The organism is Rhodococcus sp. JVH1 (assembly GCF_000280725.2).
GTDB classification, from domain to species: Bacteria; Actinomycetota; Actinomycetes; order Mycobacteriales; family Mycobacteriaceae; genus Rhodococcus_F; species Rhodococcus_F jostii_A.
Window position 1 is genome coordinate 4,316,768 of record NZ_CP166289.1, and the last position, 19,080, is coordinate 4,335,847.

Consider the following 19,080-nt stretch of genomic DNA (forward strand, 5'->3'; position numbering starts at 1 on the left):
AACTCAACACGCCCGAGTCGTCAACGTGAAAGACACGCCGAACGGGTTTCCATCCACAGTGGTGAGAAACCAAAAAACGGCTCTGATCTGGGTTTTTGGGATTGTGATATGCACTTATCCTCAGGTTATCCCCATGGGGTTAACAAAGATGCCCAGCGGTTTACACAATTTATCCCCAACTGTGTACACAGGCTGGTTTGAACACCGGGTAGCTAATCCCTAACGTCGTCCCGGCGTGTCTCGCGATCACGACGCCGGCTGCCGCGAAGAGCCTGCGAAGGTTGTCGGTAGGGGCGAGTACAAAGAGTTCGGGGCACCAACGCCGGGAAGCATTTTCCGGGGTGGCGCAACAGTGATGGGGAAGGTCGGTCGAGTGGCTGTAGTAGACGATCGGGGCCGTTCCGAATACCCGGGTCCGCCTGACGCGGAGCCCGGCGAAGAGTTCGGCCGGCAGCCACCTCAGGACATGGCGGCGGAGCAGTCCGTGCTCGGCGGCATGCTCCTCAGCAAGGACGCCATCGCGGACGTGCTCGAGGTGCTCCGTCCCGGCGACTTCTACCGTCCCGCGCACCAGTCGGTGTACGACGTGATCCTGGACCTCTACAGCCGCGGTGAGCCCGCCGACCCGGTCACGGTGTCCGCGGAGCTGGATCGTCGTGGCGAGCTCCGTCGCATCGGTGGAGCGCCCTATCTGGTGACGCTCACCCAGACCGTGCCCACCGCCGCCAACGCCGGCTACTACGCCGAGATCGTGGCGGAGAAGGCCATCCTGCGCCGCCTCGTCGACGCCGGCACCCGCATCGTCCAGTACGGCTACACCGGCGCCGACGGTCAGGACGTCGCCGAGGTCGTCGACCGCGCGCAGGCCGAGATCTTCGAGGTCACCGAACGCCGCACCACCGAGGACTTCGTCCCCCTCGAGGAGCTCCTGCAGCCCACGATGGACGAGATCGACTCCATCGCCAGCCGCGGCGGCATCTCCCTCGGTGTGCCCACCGGCTTCGTCGAACTCGACGAGATCACCAACGGCCTCCACCCCGGCCAGATGATCATCGTCGCGGCCCGACCCGGTGTGGGTAAGTCCACACTCGGAATGGATTTTTTGCGCTCCTGCTCCGTGAAGCACGGCATGGCCAGCGTCATGTTCTCGCTCGAGATGAGCAAGACCGAGATCGTCATGCGTCTGCTGTCGGCGGAGGCGAAGATCAAGCTCGGCGACATGCGCTCCGGCAAGATGACCGACGACGACTGGACGAAGCTCGCTCGACGTATGAGTGAGATCAGTGAAGCGCCGCTGTTCATCGACGACTCCCCCAACCTCACGATGATGGAGATCCGCGCAAAAGCCCGGCGGCTCAAGCAGAAACACGACATCAAGCTGATCGTGATCGACTACCTGCAGCTGATGAGCTCAGGTAAGAAGGTCGAGTCACGTCAGCAGGAAGTCTCCGAGTTCTCCCGTAGCCTCAAGCTTTTGGCGAAGGAACTCGAGGTTCCCGTGGTCGCGATCTGCCAGCTGAACCGTGGTCCCGAGCAGCGACAGGACAAGCGCCCCCAGGTCGCCGACCTTCGTGAGTCGGGATCGCTCGAGCAGGACGCCGACATGGTGATCCTGCTCTACCGCCCCGACGCCACCGAACGCGACGACCCCCGCGGCGGTGAGGCCGACCTCATCCTCGGCAAGCACCGTAACGGCCCGACCGCGACAATCACGGTGGCGCACCAGCTTCACCTGTCCAAGTTCGTCGACATGGCGCGGGGCTAGTACCGCCGCCGCCGCCGACGGCAACAGCAGCAGCAGCTTGCCTGCTTGCTGCCGCCGCCCCTCCCACCTCCCACCCTCGGCCTGTTGTCTGACGGTTACCGCTCGGGCAACTCGTCGGTCGTCAGACCTGCGAGATGGCCGGTTCTCGTCCCGCCGGGCGTTTCGGCGACCGGCTTGTCGGCCCGACGACACGCTTCCATATGATGAGTGCGTCGGGCGCGCCGGTGTCCGCGAGTCGCGAAACCGGGTCCGGTGATCCAGGTCACCGCTGGTGGAACGGTGTGCGCTCGCCGGCAACCCACCTAAGGACACGCCACATGAGCCGGGAAGGCAGACAAGCGCAGTGAGCACAGTGGAACTGGCCCAGTGGAACTCCGAGGAAGCTCTCGCGGAGGCGATGATCCCGATCATCGGCGGCTTGCACCGCAGACGCTCGGTGACCATTCTGCTTCACAGTCGCTCCCTGGTGAACAAGTCGGTCATCAGTATCCTGCGGACCCATCGTTTCGCCCGGCAGATCAGCGGCGATGAACTGTCGGTCGAGGAGACGTTCCCCTTCCTCGAAGCGCTGACTCACCTCAATCTTCGGCCCTCGAAGATCGACCTCGGACTGCTGGTGATGGCCTATCGCGCCAACGGTGACGGAGCATCGGTCCCAGAGTTCGTTGCACGGAGCCTCGCCGACCTGGTCGGCGGCGCCCAGACAAGTCCCGCGCAGCCGCAGGACGTGATCCTGTACGGATTCGGGCGAATCGGTCGCCTCGTCGCTCGACTGCTTATCGAGAAGGCCGGCTCGGGCAATGGGCTGAACCTGCGTGCCGTGGTGGTCCGCAAGGGTGGCAGCGACGATCTGACCAAGCGCGCATCGTTGCTGCGCCGTGACTCCGTCCACGGGCAGTTCAACGGCACGATCAAGGTCGACACCGACAACAACACGCTGATCGCCAACGGCAACGTCATCAAGTTCATCTACAGCAACGACCCGGAGAGCCTCGACTACACCGAGCATGGCATCGACAACGCCATCCTGATCGACAACACCGGAATCTGGCGCGACCGCGACGGACTGTCGAAGCACCTCCGCCCCGGAGTCGCGAAGGTGGTGCTCACCGCGCCCGGCAAGGGAGACGTCCCGAACATCGTGCACGGCGTCAATCACCGCGACCTCGACCCGAACGAGCAGATCGTGTCGTGCGCGTCCTGCACCACCAATGCCATCGTCCCGCCGCTGAAGACCATGGACGACGAATTCGGTGTGTCTCGAGGCCACGTCGAGACCGTGCACTCGTTCACCAACGACCAGAACCTCTTGGACAACTATCACAAGGCCGACCGTCGTGGTCGTTCGGCGCCGTTCAACCTCGTGCTCACCGAGACCGGCGCCGCGTCGGCGGTCGCCAAGGCGCTCCCCGAGCTGAAGGCCAAGATCACTGGCAACTCGATCCGCGTTCCCACTCCGGACGTATCCGTCGCCATCCTCCACCTTCAGCTGGGTCGTGAGACCACCAGGGAGGAGGTGCTCGAGCATCTCAGCCAGGAGTCGCTCACCGGAGCGCTGAGCCGGAACCTCGACTACACCGCTGCAACCGATGCCGTGTCCAGTGACTTCATCGGTTCGCGCGCCGCGTGCATCGTCGACGCGAACGCGACGATCGTCGACGGCGACACCGCCATCCTCTACGTCTGGTATGACAACGAGTTCGGATACTCGTGCCAGGTGGTGCGCACTGTCCAGTACCTGTCCGGTGTGGAGTACCCCATCTACCCCGCGGTCGACGCCGCCGATGCGATGTCCGTGGGCTGACCGGCGGCACCGTAGGTTCACGACGCCCGGGCCGAGCAGTGGCTGCTCTCCCGGGCGTCGTCGCGTATTCGGTGGGCCTCGCCGCTGAAAGCTCATCGTTCGTAACCGGGTGGAGCCGGCAGTGAGCGGAGTCGCAGAAATGGGACATCTTCCCGCGGAATCTCCGAGACAAGTGTCGTGGAAGATCTTGAAATTCCCAGGTCGAGCGGACAAGTGAGTCCGGAACCTACACCGATCCAATCGGCTGCTGCCGCGACCTCGATGCCGGGGCAAGCGTCGGACAGGACGGTTCGTGGCGGCAATCTGGTAATGGGGACTGGACGAATCTATTTGGCATGCGCTACAGCCGTTTTCGCTTACGAATTAGACACCGGCCTGAAACCATGAGTTCCTGGCGCGGTAGGCCGGGTTCGCGGTGGACCTACGGCGGTGATGGGCGAGACCCGGGTGAGCCTCTGAGGCAAGCACACTCAGCCGTCGGCTGCGATGTCGCGGGCATCCTCGTCCTCCTCGGAGCCCCGATTCCGATGGCTTGAAACCATTGACTCGAAAGGGTATTCGATCTAGAATTCAAGGATGGGGCTCGGGGGAGATATCCAGGGGGCGTTGTCGGAAGAGATTCTGGCAACCGCGGTCGGTGATGCGTGGCGTCTGGCCGAAGCGGAGTTACTCGAATCGGTTGTTCGTATCTCGGAAGAGATTCAGCGACTCGAAGCCTTGCGCGTCAAGCTCGTCGGTGCCGTCGACCACCGCTGCAAGGTCGATGTGCTGGGGTTTCCGAACGCCAAGATGTGGCTGGCTTCCAAGACGTTGCTCGAGGTAGGTGCGGCGGGGCGAATCGTGCTGTTGGGCCGAGGTTTGCGTTTCCAGCCGGAAATTGCGGACGAGTACTTCGAGACGAACATTTCGGCGGAGCACGCAGCGCTGATCATGAAGTTCTGCGAACGGCCACCCAAGGGCATGCCGCTCGAGGCGATGGATGACTGCCGAAATGCGTTGCTGTTTGCCGCAACCGGTCCCACCGCCAACACCGACGCAGTGCGCGCCGTGATCGCCAGGCTGGAACGCGCCTTCGAATCCGACGACCCGCCGCCCAGTGAAGACACCGAACTCAACGAATTCCACGCCTCCAAAACACTCAACGGCCGTGTCGCCGTCAAAGGCGACCTGGATGCCGTCGCCGGCGAAATGCTGCTCTCGGCGCTGTCCGGACTGTCCAAGCCGCGACCGGCGCAGGACGGCACCAAAGACAGCCGCACGCCCGGACAGCGACGAGCCGACGGGTTCACCGAACTTCTTCGGCGTTACCTCGACTCCGGGATCGCCGGCGAAGAAGGCGGAGAACGGCCACACGTCTCCCTGCACGTCAGCCTTCGCGATCTAAACGACCACACCGACTGCAGTGCACGCGCAGAGCGGGATGCCGCTTCGTCCGACGGCTCGCTCTTCGCTGTCGATGGGGTGGCGTGGACCGAGTGGATGGGGCCGCTGAGCCTCAGGGTAGCCCGGCTCCTCAGCTGCGATTCGATCTACACGCCGATCGTGCTCGACGAGAACGGGGCGCCACTCGACCTCGGTATTTCCACTCGAACAGTGACCAAGAGGCAGCGAAAAGCGCTGGTGGCGAGGGATCGAGGATGCGCGTTCCCCGGGTGTGGTGCGCCGCCATCATGGTGCGAGGGTCACCACATCGTTCACTGGTCCGTCGGGGGACCCTCCGACATGGGAAACCTGGTCCTGCTCTGCGGATTCCACCACCGACTCCTCCATCACAGTGAGTGGGAAATAGAGATGGGAACCGATCGGCACCCCATGTTCATCCCACCGCGGCAGGTCGACTGGGAACGGAAGCCGATACCGGCACACAACCAGGCACGGCCCCGAGCATCCTGACCGCCCCGCAAAGCGCACACTGCCGACTCTGCAACAGGCCGATTCCTGTTGCCGAGCCGGCATGCCGTCGTGGCGGGGTCCTCCAGCCATACGCGAGTACTGGATCGGTGGCGGCTGCAACAGCCAACTCCGGCGCGATCGGACCGCAGATAACTGCCATGCGGCCCGCGGTGTGCCCGCCCCGACACGCGGGGAAGGCACGGAACTGTCGGCGCATACCCATTAAGGTCCGGAAGACACGGCAATCGGGCACCCCGCGGCGCTCGCCGGAAGGAACGCGAATGTACGAGGTCAAGGCACCCACCTCGCGAATGTGAGGAAACGATGGCGTGTGAGATCTATCCGGAGGTGTTCGTCGTCAAGGGTCGCGACGTGCTCTCGACATATGCGGGACCAGCCAATGGTCACTGTCCCTGCGGCCCCCTGTCTCCGGACGTCGATGCCGTCTTCGGGATCGACGAAACCCAGCTGACGCGCGCTGTCCATTGGGCTACTTCGATCTATCGGCCGCTGACGACGAGACCACTCGGATACTCACGACTCCCGGGTTCGGTTTCCCGCTCGCGGCGTGTGGACTCTGGCAGCAAAAGCAGGCGGATACCCACTTCTGACGACATGTCTGCCCTCCGCAAATAAAACAAACCAATCGGCCCGTTTTCTGGTAACGTCTCGGCCGTCATGGTGGTCACATGGCAACGCGGACGCCTCGGGCACACGAGTCGGTTCACGCGAGGGGTGGGGTGCAGGTGTAGCCCGAGCTGCTGGTTGGGCGGCACCTGCACCCAGCGTCGCCGGACTCGACGCGCGCCGGCCATCAAGTCGAGTCGAGCGCTCGGTCGGCCCCGGTGTCCCCTGCTCGCGGTGTCGAAGGCCGCCTACCCGAGTGACGCACGTCACAGCTATCCCGGGTTCTGCCGGTGTAACGCTCCCGGCCCTCCCCGACACCGTTCGAATAGCCGCAGACGCTGGGCCCGCGGCACTCGGATGAGGAACACCTACCGCCATGAGCACCACACAGCTCCACTCGATCACCCACTCCGCCACCAGCACCTCCTCCTGGAAGCGACTGGCTGCCGCTGCCGCCGCGACTGCCGCACTCGGCCTCGTCCCGGTCGGTGCCGCCAACGCCACCACCGCACCGCCGAACGCCGCGCAGCCGGTTGCCGCCGCCGTCACCCACGACAGCCCGCTCGACCGCGACAATGACATGCAGGAGCAACGCCAGCACGACCGTCAGCGTGACCAGCGGCAGGACCGACGCGCCGAAACCATCGTGCTCGACCAGATCCTGGTCGGCTGGAACAGCAGCACCCAGATGTAGAGCGGCGACTTGACCTGGGCCGTCCAGGCAACCCGAACCCTCACGCCAGCCGCCGAACAAGGACAGCTACCAATGACACAGCACCGCATCACCAGTCCCTTCGGCGCGGCCTCGACCGCCGCCGAGGTCCTCGAAGGAATAGACCTGCGCGGCAAGCGCATCATCGTCATGGGCGCCTCGTCCGGCATCGGCATCGAGACCGCTCGCGCGCTCGCGACTGCCGGCGCGGACGTCACCATCGCCGTCCGAAACCCGGACGCCGGCCGCGGCGTCGCCGACGACATCAACACCGCCCTCGGTCAGGAACGTGTCGCAGTCCGGACGCTCGACCTCGCCGATCTCAGCTCAGTTCACCGCTTCGCCGAACAGTGGGGCAGCACTGCACTCGACGTGCTGATCAACAATGCCGGAATCATGGCCACCCCGCTCGGCCGAACGAGGTCCGGATGGGAATCGCTCGCAGTTCGCGACCAACCACCTCGGTCACTTCGCGCTGGCGAACGCCCTTCACGACGCGCTCGCACATGCCGACGGTGCGCGAATCGTGTCCCTGAGTTCCCGCGGACACTTGAGCTCCGACATCGTCTTCGACGACATCAACTTCGACAACCGCGAATGTGTTGTTCGCAGTCGAGGCGACCCGCCGCTGGGCACACGACGGAATCACGGCAAACGCGCTGCATCCCGGCGGGATCTGGACCAACTTGACCCGACGTCTGCCCGAGAACGTGTACAACAGCCTGCGCGCGGACCCCACCGCCGAGTACAAGTCACCACAGCAGGGAGCGGCGACATCCGTGTTCGTCGCCACGTCACCCCTCCTCCGCGGCATCGGGGGACGCTACTTCGAAGACAGCAATCAAGCGGTCCGTTACGTGGGCGGACCCGAGCGAGTCGGAGTCGCCGACTACGCCCTCAACCCTGAATCGGCGCAACGACTCTGGACGCTGTCCCTCGCAGCAGTCGACGGGTAGACCGCCCTCGAGGAGGTTCCGCACACCTCACAAAACCCACCTGTTCGACAAATCCCGAGTATCCGCGTCGTCATGACGACCACCGACTCCAACCTGTGGGGCGGAAACTCCGGCCACACCTACACCTACACCTACACCCTCACCCGCCGGCCCGGCGGGACGACCGACGTCGACGCCGCCGTGGTCCGTGACGGCAAGAACATTCGAGGAAACGCGCAGCGCCACTTCGAAGACGGCGGACAACACCTAGGCGCACACTGGGCGCCGGCGAGAACCACAGCCGGCGTTCGAGTTACACCCCAGCGATGTCAGATTCCCGCACGAGCGCGAAGCGCAGTCAACAACCCGCGGCGCTTACCCGTAACCGGATCGACCTGCGGGCGCGGGTCGGTGAACTTGCGTTCCGACGCCGTCTCAGGGGCGTCGTCGGCGGTGGCGGTGAGGAATTTGTTCGGCAGCGCCAGCTTGGCGATGGTCCGCCACGATTCGAAATACTGCTCCGGCAGCGAACCCGTGGTGTAGGGCAGATCGTATTTCTGGGCCAGCGCCTGCACCCGTACGGAGATCTCCCGCAGGCGGTTGCTCGGCAGGTCCGGGAACAGGTGATGCTCGATCTGGTAGCACAGGTTGCCGCTCATGAACTCCATGACCGGGCCGGCCTCGAAGTTCGCGCTACCCAGCATCTGCCGCAGGTACCACTGGCCTCGTGTCTCGTTCTCGAGGTCCTTCGTTGTGAATTTCTCGGCGCCGTCCGGGAAATGACCGCAGAAGATCACGGCGTTCGTCCATACGTTGCGGATCACGTTCGCCGTCAGATTGGCTGTGAATGTCGTCAGGAAGGCCGGACCGGTGAGCGCCGGGTAGACGACGTAGTCCTTACGTACCTGGCGGCCGACTTTCTCGAGCACCTCGCGGCACCTACGCTCGAACTCCTCACGATCGACACCGCCCATTGCCACCTTGCCGAGTTCGAGGTGCTGGAGGGCAACGCCGTACTCGAAGAACAACTGCAGCAACAGGTTGTAGACCGGGTTGCCGACGCTCAACGGCGTCCACTGCTGGTCGCGAGTCACACGCAACATGCCGTAGCCCACGTCGTCATCCATCCCCAGCACATTCGTGTACTTGTGGTGAACGTAGTTGTGGGTCTGCTTCCAATGCTCCGACAGGCCGGCGATGTCCCACTCCCAGAACGACGAGTGGATCTCCGGATCGTTCATCCAATCCCACTGCCCGTGTAGCACGTTGTGACCGAGTTCCATGTTCTCGATGATCTTGGCGATGCCGAGCATCGCCGTGCCCGCAAGCCACGCCGGCGGAAACAGACTCGCGAACAATATTGCGCGTCCACCGATTTCGAGCGACCGCTGCAAACGGATCGCGTTCTTGATGTACCGGGCATCACTCTCCCCGCGTGAAGCTTCGATGTCTCGCCGGATCGCGTCGAACTCGATCCCGAGCGCTTCTACATCGGCTTCGGTCAGGTGGGTGTACATCTTGACATCCGAAATCGCCATAACGTCACGCTACGGCAAGTTACGGAAGCGTAGGTTACGTGCAGATGAGATGTGAGTTAGTTCGGACCTCCTCGCCGGCGCGGTTTGGGCTCGGCAGTTGAGGGCAAGCTGTCCAGGTGGGCGTTCGGACGATGATTCGGCTGACCGCTCGTGCCACACAACGATCAGGAGATGTCATGCAGAAAGTGTTGATCTTCGCAGCGGGGGCGGCCGCGGGTTTCGTCCTGGGCACTCGGTCCGGCCGACAGACCTACGAGAAGATGAGGCATCAGTCCCTCGAACTTTGGCACAACCCCACCGTGCAGGAGAAGGTGAGCGAGGCGACCGAGACTGTGAAGGACAAGGCGCCACAGGTGCAGCACAAGGTCGGCGAACTGGCGAAGAAGGCTACCCACCGCGGCACCGACACGAGCGCAACGAGCGCCCCTACCAACGGAGTGTCACTGGAGGAAGCTGCGGGCCGCACCCCGACGCCGCCGGCGACCGTTACTTCGCCGACGGACGGCAAGCACGCCCAGGGCCCGAACTGACGGGGTCGGGCCTGCAGCCTGGCGCACCGTCGTCTTCGATTGTCAGGGCGACGGGGGCGCCTCCGATGTCGGGTTCAGCCTTGTGACGTTGGGTATTCGGCCATCAGGTGCTGTGATGTTCCGGATCATCAGAGGGCTCAGGCCGCACCGGTTCAGAATCGAGAGCCGGTGCGGCCGCACCGCCGTCGAAACGACAGAAATGCCGTCGGCACCCGCAGTAGCTCACTTCTTGTCTTCGGCTTTGCCGACGCCTCCCTGATGCGCGGGTCCGACTCCGGAGTCGCTGCCCTCGGTCTCGGCCGCCTGTGCGGCGGGTGTCTCCTCGGCTGGTGAGGCCACGGCGCCGCGTGAGGTCTCCCCGGGTTTCGGTGACTGCATTCCGCTGGAGTCCACATGGTCGTCGTGCTCCGGGCGCCCTTCCTTAGTGCTGGTCGTCCGGCCGTCGTACGGCGGTGTGGCCGGCTCCGCATCGCCGGGAGGCAGCGAGCCGCCGGCGGGCGCAGGGTTCTTGCCCGGCTCCCCGGAGGAGGTGACCTCCTCCTGGTCCAGAGAACCCGCCTTACGGTCCGTCTGGCCCGCGCCGGCCTGGTCCGGGCCCGCGTCTCGCGAGCCCTTGGGGCCACGCTCCGACTGCGGTTCCTCATGCAACTGCTTGCCTGATTCGGTACTCATGTTCACTCCTTGCCGGCGCAGCGGAACGCCGGATTCTCACTTTCTTCGTGGTTGACATCTGTTGTAGCTATGCCCTGGGATGCGAACGCGAAACCGCATCTTCCGATTGGGGACAAGTTGTGGCGCTGCGCCAACGCTGATTCGTTTTGCGAACGTTTGGGCACTCCGAGAAGAACGGCCCGTACAGCCACGATGCGGCGCCGATCCCACGGATTTTCAGCGAGGAGCTACGCCGTGCCCAAAAAGAACCCGCCCATCCCCGGAACTCCCGGTTCCGGTACCCCGACGCTCGCCGAGCCCACGGAACCCACTGAGCCGTTGCCCCCGAAGCCGGATCAGCGGGCTCCCGCGCTGGGCAGCGCGACCGGGCAACCCGTCGAAGGCCCGGACACTGCCCGCGGCCAGCAAGGTGAGCACCTCACCACGGCGCAGGGCGCGCGGCTGTACGACACCGACCACTCGCTCAAGGCGGGAACCCGGGGACCGACCCTGCTCCAGGACCACCATCTCCGTGAGAAGATCACGCACTTCGATCACGAGCGGATCCCGGAGCGGGTGGTGCATGCGCGCGGCGCGGCTGCCCACGGCGTCTTCCGCGGATACGGTTCCGCCGAGCCGATCAGCAAGGCGGCGTTCCTCGGCAAGGACGTCGAGACGCCGGTCTTCGTCCGGTTCTCCACCGTCCTCGGCTCCCGAGGATCGGCCGACGCCGTCCGCGACACCCGAGGATTCGCGACCAAGTTCTACACCGGCGAAGGCACTTTCGACTTGGTGGGAAACAACATTCCGGTCTTCTTCATTCAGGACGGCATCAAGTTTCCCGACGTCATCCATGCTGCCAAGCCGCATCCGGATCGCGAGATTCCGCAGGCGCAGAGCGCGCACGACACCTTCTGGGACTTCGTGTCCCTGCACACGGAAGCCACCGCGCACACGTTGTGGAACATGTCCGATCGTGGTATCCCGCGGTCGTATCGGATGATGGAAGGCTTCGGCGTCAACACCTTTCGGATGGTGAACGCGGCGGGCGAGAGTTCGCTCGTGAAGTTCCACTGGAAGCCGAAACTCGGTGTGCACTCGCTGGTGTGGGAAGAAGCTCAGATCGTCAACGGCATGGACCCCGACTACCACCGCCGCGACCTCGCCGACGCGATCGAGTCCGGCGCGTACCCGGAATGGGAGCTGGGCATCCAGGCGTTCCCGGACACCCCGGACCAGACGTTCGAGGGCATCGACCTGCTCGACCCGACCAAGATGGTGCCCGAGGAACTGGCCCCCGTGCAGCCGATCGGGCTGATGACGCTCGACGCGAATCCGACGAACTTCTTCGCCGAGACCGAGCAGGTGGCGTTCCACCCCGGGCACCTCGTACCAGGGATCGACGTCACCGACGACCCGCTACTGCAGGCGCGGTTGTTCTCCTACCTCGACACCCAGATCAGCCGGCTCGGCGGGCCCAACTTCGGGCAGATACCGATCAATCGGCCCCAGGCCGACGTCAACGACATGCTGCGCGACGGTATGCACCAGACGGGAGTCCATCCGGGTGTCGCGCCGTATCGGCCGAATTCGCTCGACGCAGGTTGCCCGTTCCTGGCCGGAGCGGACACGGCGTTCGTCGAGGTGCCGGTGCCGATGCCGGAGTCGACGAAACTGCGCGCCGCCCCCGCGAGTTTCGACGACCACTTCTCGCAGGCACGACTGTTCTACGCCAGCCTCAGCCCGGTCGAGCAGGCGCACGTCGCGGAGGCCTATACGTTCGAGCTGGGCAAGTGCTATGAGCAGGTGATCAAGGAGCGCGCCCTCGAGGTCGTCGCGAACATCGATCCCGAACTGTGTGAACAGGTGGCCGTGGGTCTCGGACTCCCGGCGCCCGCGCCGACCGTCGCCTACGACGCGGCTCCGACGCCCAGTCCCGCGCTGTCACAGGTCGGTGCCGAGTGGCCGCTGGACGGCCGGATCATCGGCATCGTCGCCAACGACGAGTCGGATCTGTCCGAGGTGGCCGACGCGGTCGAGATGATCGGAAAGAACGGTATGGTGCCGCTCGTCATCGGACCGCACGGTGGCAAATTGGGGTCGGGCAAGGGCGCCGTCCCGGTGTCCCGGACGTTCCTCACGATGCGATCGGTGGAGTTCGACGCCATCCTCGTTGCGGCGCCGGCGTCGGACCCGCGGGTGCAGGTGTTGCTGACCGAAGCGTTCCGGCACTGCAAGGCGATCGGGGGATGGGCCGCCGGTCGCGGCCTCCTCGAAGCGGCCGGAATTTCGGCCGAGGCCCCGGGCATCGTGATCGCCGACGACGCTTCCGCACTGTTCGACGGCCTCACTGCGCTGATGAAGTCCCACCGCGTCTGGGAGCGCCAGGTATGACGTGACCGTGTGAAGTGAATTGACTGGACGAGGGTCTCGACGCCGATGGTGTCGAGGCCCTCGTCGCCCGACTCTCGTTCGAGATGAAAGCAATTGCGGTGATGCGGGTTACTCTCGCTCGCCGTAGGGTACTTCGATAGTCACGTCATCGTCGTGTCCGGACGCGACGACGGCTAGGCTCCCCGGTTGAGTCCACAGCCGACGGGGCTGCCAACGAGTGTGGGAGACAACGAGTCACGGCACAACGCACGAGGTGGAGAGATCGCTGACCGGCGGGTTCTACGGGGACGGTTCGCCGCGTCCGTGGCGACTTCCCCGATACGCGCCGACCCGCACCCCGGCGAGCCAGGCGGGGCGCAGCGCCAACCCCGGTGGACAGTGGAGTACCGGGTCGAAGGTGGGTTGGTCGTCGTCCGGCAGTTCCTGCACCCGTGTCAGTTCGACATGCCCGCCGGCAACGGCCGGCCCGGTCGCCGAGACGAGGTCCAGACGGAACCTCAGCGGCGCGTCGGTGAGGGCCTGCCTCAACGCGTCCAGTGAGGTCGTCGCGGGATGCGGTCCCACCGGGGCGGCCAGGACCCATCGGGTGTCCGTTCCGTTCGACGAATAGGGCATCAGACTGCTGTACCGGGCACTGCTCCACGCCCGTGCAGGGAGCGGGAGAATCCGAGTCACCACCGAGGTGCCCGAGCTGGCCAGCAGAAGATCCCACTCGGTATCAGGCGGGTCGAGCGGGATCTTCAACGCGAGCCCGAGCACGTCTGGTACTCCTGTCGGAGTTCCCATTCCCCCGGACAGTCTCGCCACCACGTCGATCGGTGTTCCAGTCTTCAGCGTCCACCAGGGGGAGTCGAGTTCGACGTGCCCAGTAGCTACCAGGCCACGCGGATGGAAGACCCGGACGCCGCCCCGCAACGCGGCGGCCACCTGAAACGGTGCCCGGACGAACACGGTCCTCGCTGCACCGACAGCGTGTCCGGTCGGATTCACCGTGCCGCCCCTGACACGCTCGCCGCTATTTGATCACCGCGTCGACCGTCTTCTTCAGGGCCGACGGCTGGGCGGGAGACCTCGGTGCCTTGTCTCTGAGTTCCAGCATCCGCGCACCCATCTCCCGAAGTTGTTTACGTCCCAGCGCTTCTCGCACCTTGGGGAACCATTCCTGCTCTTCTTCTTCGATGTGGTGTTCGACGTTCTCGATCAGGACGGTGGTCTTCGCGTCGAACCGCTCGTCGTCGGGCTTCATGGCGGCCAGCTCGACGACCAGCACGTCCGCGACGTGATGCTCTTCGTAGGATTCGAGGATGTCGTCCTCGAGGTCGGGGGCGAGATCGCGCACCTCCGGGTACATCCCCTCGTTCTCGATGTAGGTGTGCACCGTGAGGGCTTCGATGATGTCGTCGACGATGCGACCTTTCTCCACGCGGGCGTTCGGCCCGGCACCGCGGAAGTCACGGAACAGTTTCCGGATCTCCTTGTGGTCGTTCTTCAGGAGCACGATCGCATCAGTGGACATGAGTACCTCACAGTTGGCCGGGACGTGCACGTCGTCCATCGCAACTGATCGCGGGCACGGTGACGTCGTACTTACGCTGTACCCAACCGCGCCGTTCGCTAACACGGCCCGCTGTTCCCGTGACTGTTTCACGGTGGGGTGCAGGGGTACCACTCGGGAACAGAGTCCCTACCCTCCGAGAAAGGCACTCCCATGACTCGACCGGCCGCGTCATCAACGACGCGTTCACCACTCCAACTTGCCGCCCTGATCGTCGGTGCGGTCTTTCTCCTGGTAGGAGTCCTCGGCTTCATTCCGGGTGTCACCACCGACTACGACATGCTCACCTTCGCCGGCCACCACTCCGAAGCCAAGCTGCTCGGCGTGTTCGAGGTGTCGATCCTGCACAACATCGTGCACCTGTTGTTCGGTGTTGCCGGTATCGCGCTGTCCCGTCGAGCGGACACGGCGAAGCTGTTCCTCATCGGCGGCGGAGTTATCTACCTCGTCCTGTGGATCTACGGCGTGCTCATCGACCAGAACAGTGCTGTGAACTTCGTGCCCGTCAACAGCGCCGACAACTGGCTGCATTTCGTACTCGGTGTCGCCATGGTTGCGCTCGGGTTCGTGCTCTCCCGTAACACCGCCACGACCGCGCCACGAGCCAGGAGGCTGTGAGCAACGGACCGTCCTCCGGGTGACCGGACGGCCGTCCTGGGTGGATCGACGGGGGGCGTCGATTCGGTGATTATCCTTCTCGGTGAAGGGTATTCGGCTTCCATGTGCAGCGAGCGCGGACTGAGGGTCTTCCCGCATCGAGCTCGCTCGACGAGGGAGGGGCAATCGGTGATGATTTGCGCAGATGACGGGGTGTGGGAAGCGCGCTGCGATCGGTGCGATCACGGATTCCGCACCGGTACCGGAGATCGGACTGCGGCGGCCGGAGCGGCACAGATCAACGGCTGGGCTTTCACTGAACTCACCTTGTGTCCGGGCTGTGCCACCACCGCATACCACCACGCGCACCGCTGACACGGCGACAGCGGAACGGGTGCCACGGCGTTACGCGCACCGATGCTGCTTCACCCCGATCACCGCGAAAAGACGTGCCGCTCCCGTCAGCGAACAGCGCCGCACGCCCCGCCAAGGGAAAGAACCTGCATTTCCGGTTCGGCCAAGGAGACGGGGTGCTTATGGTGGTGTGGGTGGCTACCTGCAGTCATCCTTTTCGATCGAACCGAGGAGCGGTTATGAGCGATTCCAGTACCGGGGACCTCAGTCGCACCATGGCCGATCTGGCTCGCAGTCTCTCCGCACCGCGCACCCTTGACGAACGCCTGCGCGCTGTCACCGCCGCAGTGGTCGAGCTGATGCCGCACGAAACGTGCGCGGGCATTCTGCTCATCTCCGGTGGCAAGAAATTCGAGACCGTTGCGCCGACATCCGAGCTGCTCCGAAAGCTCGACCACGCTCAGCAGCAACTCGGGCAAGGACCGTGCGTGGCGGCGGCGCTCAACAACCTCGTGGTGCGAAGCGAGGACTTTCGCTCGGAACCGCGGTGGCCGCAGTTCGCTGCGGCCGCCGTCGATGTGGGGATTCTCAGTTCGATGTCCTTTCAGCTGTATACCTCGGAAGGAAAGATGGGAGCTCTCAACCTGTTTGCGTTCACTCCGAGCGCGTTCGGTCCTGACGAGGAAGTAGCGGGCGAGGTGCTCGCAGCCCATGCCGCGTTGGCGCTGACCGCCGCGCGGACCGAAGAGCAGCTGCGATCAGCGGTAGCCTCACGTGACGTCATCGGGCAGGCGAAGGGAATGCTGATGGAGCGATTCGACATCGACGCGATCCGTGCGTTCGAGCTGCTCAGCAGACTCTCCCAGGAGACTAATACCCGGTTGAGTGTTATCGCGCAGCGGATTACCGAACGTAGTTGAGAACCGGCCACGATTGCGCACTGCTCGGCTTCGAATGTCAGGTCCGTTATTGTGCGGTGGTGCCGCCGGTCGTTGTAAGGAAGACGACGAAGGTTGATGATCGACATATGGACGAGAGACGACGCCCGGACCCGGACACCGCGCTGGGTTACCTCGAGCGGTTACCCGCTCTTGTTCTGCTCGAGCGGTTGCCGGTGCCCGTCCTCGCGGTGCAACACGACGGTGTCGTCGTGTACTCGAACCGGGCGTTCGGGCTGATGCTCGACTATCCACCGAACGAGGTCGGTAACCACTTGATCGGTGATCTGATGCAGACGGCGTCCCCGGGCCCGTCGGCCGTGGCCGAGCTACGGGAGAGCGCCGGGAAACTCGTCGCGTTGACGCATCGAGACGGCTCGACCGTTCGCGCATTCGTCAGCGAGTCGGTGCTCGAGCGTCACGACGACCCCGTCACGCTCGTCTGCTTCCACGACGTCACCGAATTGCTGTGGGATGGTGCTCCCGCAAAGGATTTCGGTTGACGTTCCACACCAGCCACTCGGTCGTCCCAACAGTCCGGGACTCGGAGCCCGTCTCAGCCGAGAGCAGTTCCTGATCCAGTGGTCGAATAGCGACGGTGGTGTCGCGTCGGTGCAGTGTTCGGCGCTGAATCCGGTTTCCGCGGATCGACCCGGGGGTACTTGCGATGTATGGGTGCACGAGCGAGAACGGACGGCCGGACGCCGGTCACATCGCGCCGTCGCGGCGCGGTCGGCACGGGCAAGAACACGGACGCCGGACGCCTGGCTACGGCCGCCGAAACCAAGCCGAAGGCCCGAGCATCGACCACGGCGAAAAGGTTCGCGGCGACCGCCACAACCGAGGCGGGGCGGCTGCCGCGCAGGCGTCCGGCCGCCGCGACATCGACCAGAGCCACCTCGCGGCGCAGCAGCCCACGGAGGGCGGAACCGACGCCACGACCGAGACGAACGGACGCCACCGCCGAATCGGCCTCGGGCACACCCCGTCGGCGGCGCGCCGACAGCGAGGCGTCCTCCGGGCGTGCGCCGGCGCGGGCCACCACCGCGAAGCCGGCGGCCCGCACGCATCCCCGAGGTGAGGGGCCGCGCACGTCCGCGCACCCGCGGTCCACCGCACCGACTCGCACCCGCCGACCGGACTCGTCAGCGAAGGACACCGACCGCGGGGGGCGCGCCGACACCACCCCGGGCCTGGTGTCGCGGTCGGTCGAGGCCGCCATCGAATGGCTCAAAACCCACCTTCACCGGCTGCTGGAGGCGGCGCGAGACCGCGGCGCCATGCTGACGGACAAAATCCAACAAAAGATCCAGGAGTGGATCAAAACCCTCGTCGACGAGGTCGCGCACGGCGGGGTGGGCATGCAAGCCGGACTCGAGGGCGTTCGGGCCGCCCTGACGGGTAAGAATCCGGTGTGGGCGGCGATCAAAGGGCTGGCCTCCGGATTGAGCACCAAGGCCAAGATCGCCCTGCTCCTCCTCCTGGCCCTCGGACTCCTCCTCGGGCCGGTACTGCTCGTGGTCCTGCTGCTGGCCCTGCTCGTCATGGCGATCGTCGCGGCGGTACGGGCCGCCGCAGGCTGACCTGATCGACGGGCCGGCAGTACCGATTTCGTGAGCAGGCGGCACACGACGCTCCACAAAAAATTCATCGCGACATTCCGCAACCATGCGATTCCCTCCAATCTTCCGTTTGCACAAGAACCCCCACGGAACGACCGGCAAGTACTTAATTCCCCTGCACAGCAACATATCCGAGAGGTAATGCCATGCGCGGCCGCAACGGTTCGACACGGTCGCTGCAGGAGGCTCCGGGATCATCGACGGCCGGACTTTCTGCACGAGTGGATGCAGAAACGGGGCATCCGTGGAGTCGGCCGGTGTAGTGGTTGTGCTGGTGATTGAGCGTTGCTGGGTTGGGGTAGTCAAAAAACGCGCACCCCTACCGCGCACGGTCTTGCGGCACATCTCCGAAACGGTCCTGCGGCACATCTCCGAGGTTGGCGAGAGGTGCTAGGTGACCACTCGGCAAAAAGGGGTTCCACGATGAACAACAAGACTCAGATGGCGGCCGCGATCGGTGCGGGTTATCTGCTGGGGCGCACCCGCCGGATGAAGCTGGCACTGATGCTCGCCGGGGCGGGGACGGCCGGGCGCTTCCCCGGCGGGCCGCGGGAGCTGCTCTCGCTCGGCACCAAGATGCTCGCGAATTCCCCGGAGGTCGCCAAACTCGGCGACACGGTCCGGAGTGAGCTACTCGGGGCGGCGAAGGCGGCAGCGGTCACCGCTGCCAGCCAGCGCATCGACTCGCTGAGCAACCGGCTCCAATCGGGCAGCCAGGAGATCACGGGCACCGTCAGCGATGCCACGGACAACGTCACTGATGTCACCAAGGTGAGCAGATTCGGTCGCAAGAAGCGCACCCGCTCGCGGGACGACGAGCAACCCAGCGCCGACGAACAACCGGAGGACAACTCCGCCGCCGAGGAAGACGAGGCCGACGACTACGAGGAGCGCGGCGAAGACGAGACAGCGGCCGAGGACGAGGCAGGGGCCGAGGAGCCGGACGAAGACGAGGCCGACGAGGAACCGGCCCCACGTAAGCGGCCCCCGCCGCGCCGCCGGGTCTCGAACTCCGGCAGTTCCCGGCCCGCGAGCAGGTCGCGGACCGCGAAGTCAACCGCGAAGTCAGACGAAGACGACGAAGAGGCTCCTGCCCGCAAACGCAGGACACGGGCCAAGGCCGCGACGGACTCTGCGCCCGTCCGACGGGCACGGAGGTGATGGC

17 protein-coding genes are annotated in these 19,080 nt (G+C 64.9%); 13 read left to right on the plus strand and 4 right to left on the minus strand.

The genetic code is table 11. The annotated features are described in order from the left end of the window. Nucleotides 1-373: 373 nt before the first annotated feature. The 6 genes from dnaB (at nucleotide 374) to JVH1_RS19915 (ending at nucleotide 7,757) form a co-directional block, all read left to right on the plus strand. Nucleotides 374-1,765, plus strand: a complete 1,392-nt coding sequence (gene dnaB, locus JVH1_RS19890; RefSeq protein ID WP_029539771.1) for a replicative DNA helicase — start codon at nucleotides 374-376, stop codon at nucleotides 1,763-1,765. Nucleotides 1,766-2,108: 343 nt separating this feature from the next. Next, the gene (locus tag JVH1_RS19895; protein ID WP_041811567.1) at nucleotides 2,109-3,569 is read left to right on the plus strand and encodes a glyceraldehyde-3-phosphate dehydrogenase; all 1,461 of its coding nucleotides are present in this window, start codon (nucleotides 2,109-2,111) and stop codon (nucleotides 3,567-3,569) included. A 576-nt stretch (nucleotides 3,570-4,145) separates the two neighbouring features. Continuing rightward, nucleotides 4,146-5,462, plus strand: a complete 1,317-nt coding sequence (locus JVH1_RS19900) for an HNH endonuclease signature motif containing protein (RefSeq protein ID WP_009476429.1) — start codon at nucleotides 4,146-4,148, stop codon at nucleotides 5,460-5,462. 1,003 nt (nucleotides 5,463-6,465) lie between these two features. Then, entirely contained in the window at nucleotides 6,466-6,783 is a 318-nt protein-coding gene (locus tag JVH1_RS19905; protein WP_009476427.1) for a hypothetical protein, read from the plus strand. 168 nt (nucleotides 6,784-6,951) lie between these two features. Further along, the gene (locus tag JVH1_RS19910; RefSeq protein ID WP_237735209.1) at nucleotides 6,952-7,491 is read left to right on the plus strand and encodes an SDR family NAD(P)-dependent oxidoreductase; all 540 of its coding nucleotides are present in this window, start codon (nucleotides 6,952-6,954) and stop codon (nucleotides 7,489-7,491) included. Continuing rightward, entirely contained in the window at nucleotides 7,401-7,757 is a 357-nt protein-coding gene (locus JVH1_RS19915; protein WP_237735210.1) for a hypothetical protein, read from the plus strand. The genes JVH1_RS19910 and JVH1_RS19915 overlap by 91 nt, the downstream gene beginning before the upstream one ends. A gap of 308 nt (nucleotides 7,758-8,065) precedes the next feature. Here the strand turns inward: JVH1_RS19915 and JVH1_RS19920 are convergent, their stop codons facing one another. Then, nucleotides 8,066-9,274, minus strand: a complete 1,209-nt coding sequence (locus JVH1_RS19920; protein ID WP_043780117.1) for an acyl-CoA desaturase — start codon at nucleotides 9,272-9,274, stop codon at nucleotides 8,066-8,068. Nucleotides 9,275-9,450: 176 nt separating this feature from the next. Between JVH1_RS19920 and JVH1_RS19925 the strand changes: the two genes are divergently transcribed. Then, complete coding sequence (locus JVH1_RS19925; RefSeq protein ID WP_009476423.1) at nucleotides 9,451-9,804, plus strand: YtxH domain-containing protein; 354 nt, start codon at nucleotides 9,451-9,453, stop codon at nucleotides 9,802-9,804. Between the two features lie 222 nt (nucleotides 9,805-10,026). Here the strand turns inward: JVH1_RS19925 and JVH1_RS19930 are convergent, their stop codons facing one another. Further along, entirely contained in the window at nucleotides 10,027-10,476 is a 450-nt protein-coding gene (locus JVH1_RS19930; RefSeq protein ID WP_009476422.1) for a hypothetical protein, read from the minus strand. Nucleotides 10,477-10,668: 192 nt separating this feature from the next. On the opposite strand from JVH1_RS19930, the gene JVH1_RS19935 reads away from it, so the two are divergent. Next, nucleotides 10,669-12,849 carry a catalase gene (locus JVH1_RS19935; RefSeq protein ID WP_051033728.1) on the plus strand — a complete coding sequence of 727 codons (2,181 nt, stop codon included), beginning with the start codon at nucleotides 10,669-10,671 and terminating at the stop codon, nucleotides 12,847-12,849. 279 nt (nucleotides 12,850-13,128) lie between these two features. Here JVH1_RS19935 and JVH1_RS19940 read toward each other — a convergent pair whose 3' ends face one another. Then, nucleotides 13,129-13,839, minus strand: coding sequence for a hypothetical protein (locus tag JVH1_RS19940; protein ID WP_157174031.1), 711 nt, complete (start codon nucleotides 13,837-13,839; stop codon nucleotides 13,129-13,131). Between the two features lie 25 nt (nucleotides 13,840-13,864). Further along, nucleotides 13,865-14,365 carry a hemerythrin domain-containing protein gene (locus JVH1_RS19945; protein WP_043780129.1) on the minus strand — a complete coding sequence of 167 codons (501 nt, stop codon included), beginning with the start codon at nucleotides 14,363-14,365 and terminating at the stop codon, nucleotides 13,865-13,867. 192 nt (nucleotides 14,366-14,557) lie between these two features. Here JVH1_RS19945 and JVH1_RS19950 point away from each other — a divergent pair, with 192 nt between their 5' ends. From JVH1_RS19950 to JVH1_RS19970, 5 genes are all read left to right on the plus strand, one after another. Further along, nucleotides 14,558-15,022 (plus strand): DUF4383 domain-containing protein, encoded by a 465-nt coding sequence (locus tag JVH1_RS19950; RefSeq protein WP_009476418.1) that lies wholly within the window; start codon nucleotides 14,558-14,560, stop codon nucleotides 15,020-15,022. Nucleotides 15,023-15,594: 572 nt separating this feature from the next. After that, nucleotides 15,595-16,275, plus strand: coding sequence for a GAF and ANTAR domain-containing protein (locus JVH1_RS19955; protein ID WP_009476416.1), 681 nt, complete (start codon nucleotides 15,595-15,597; stop codon nucleotides 16,273-16,275). Between the two features lie 107 nt (nucleotides 16,276-16,382). Continuing rightward, nucleotides 16,383-16,796, plus strand: coding sequence for a PAS domain-containing protein (locus tag JVH1_RS19960; protein ID WP_009476415.1), 414 nt, complete (start codon nucleotides 16,383-16,385; stop codon nucleotides 16,794-16,796). Between the two features lie 168 nt (nucleotides 16,797-16,964). Then, entirely contained in the window at nucleotides 16,965-17,876 is a 912-nt protein-coding gene (locus JVH1_RS19965; protein WP_371113008.1) for a hypothetical protein, read from the plus strand. 462 nt (nucleotides 17,877-18,338) lie between these two features. Continuing rightward, entirely contained in the window at nucleotides 18,339-19,076 is a 738-nt protein-coding gene (locus JVH1_RS19970) for a hypothetical protein (protein WP_009480596.1), read from the plus strand. Nucleotides 19,077-19,080 lie beyond the last annotated feature (4 nt).